The organism is Acidovorax sp. HMWF018 (assembly GCF_003061035.1).
In the GTDB taxonomy this organism is placed as follows: domain Bacteria; phylum Pseudomonadota; class Gammaproteobacteria; order Burkholderiales; family Burkholderiaceae_C; genus Acidovorax; species Acidovorax delafieldii.
This window is the reverse complement of record NZ_QAIM01000572.1, coordinates 1-1,234: the sequence shown is the minus strand read 5'-3', so window position 1 is coordinate 1,234 and position 1,234 is coordinate 1. Positions and strand designations below refer to the sequence as shown.

1 pseudogene is annotated in these 1,234 nt (G+C 71.4%); it reads right to left on the bottom strand.

The window, feature by feature from the left end:
* Positions 1–104: 104 nt before the first annotated feature.
* A pseudogene (locus DBR23_RS24495) lies at positions 105–1,076 on the bottom strand (mucoidy inhibitor MuiA family protein); the annotation flags it as partial.
* Positions 1,077–1,234 lie beyond the last annotated feature (158 nt).

The following is a 1,234-nucleotide window of genomic DNA, read 5'->3' as shown; positions in this document are numbered from 1 at the left end:
TCGCGGTACAGGCCCGCCGCGCCCGCAGGCCACACGCCGGGCGGCTGGGCAATGTGGGCAACCAGGTAGGCGGCTTCTTCCATGGCCGGTGCTGTGCGCGTGACCAGCGTGGCGGGGGCGCTGTGATTGCCCAGCGCCAGCGTCACGCGCTGGCCGCTGGAGGGCACGGTGATGCGCTGCGGCACGGCGAACTCGGTGGCAAACCCCTTGTCGAGGGCGCTCACTTCAAACGTGGGCATTGCTTCCTCGGCGGCATTGCGGGACCGGGACAGGGACGCAATGGCCGGTGCGGGCGCAGGCGCCATCGCCATGGCCGGCGCGGGCGAGGCCTGCGGGGGCGGTGCCACGTTCAGCCACCAGGGGCGTGGCAGTTGCCCTTGAGTGGCGCGGCCCGGCTGGCCGGTGGACAGGGTCAGCTGCACATTGCCCCAGTCTTCGCCGCTGTTCTGGGCCACCAGCGCCTGGCGTTCGATCAGCACCGTGGATTTGTTCGCATCCAGCGTGGCGCGGTAGCTGGGCTGCCAGCCGGGGCCGCGCACCTGGTAGGACAGGCGCAGCTCAGCCTCGCGCTCGGTAGCCAGGTTGATGGTGACTGACACCACCCGCGCACGCTGGCTGGCCACGCGGTCGCGCTCTGCCACGAGCGGCTTGAGGGCCAGCTCCAGTGCCTCCTGCTTGCGCTGGAGCTGGTGCGCGCGTGCAAAGCTGTCCTGCCCGGATTTGCGCAGGACCTCGGCAGTGGCGGTGATCTGTGCGGGCGTCGGTGTGGCAGCACGGGGGGCGGAAGTGGCAGGCGCTGCCGACTCCGGGCCCGCGCCGGTTTGCGCCACGCTGCGCAGATAGCCGTCCACCAGCTGCAGGGCCGAGGCCTCGGCCTTCACCCCCGCGATCTGGTCCTCCAGCTCGCGGATGCGGCCGTCCAGCGGACTGGCGCAGCCTGCCGCCACGTCGCGGTCTTCGGTGAGCACATTGAACTCGCCCACGCGCACGGCGGGGTCGGCGTTGATCTGCAGGCTTTGCACATCCAGCGACGCGGGCAGGCAGGCCAGCGTGAGGCTGCGTGCGCCAGCGGCCACCTTGGCCACGCGCTCTACCGTGGCGCTGCCGGGGTAGACGGTGACACGTGCGATGCGGGAGGTGTCTTGGGCGGCTACAGACAGCGGGGCCAGGACGGCCAAGCCCAGTACCAGCAGTGCGGGGCGCGCTGGAAGGTGAAGGAAGGGGAATGGGGGGC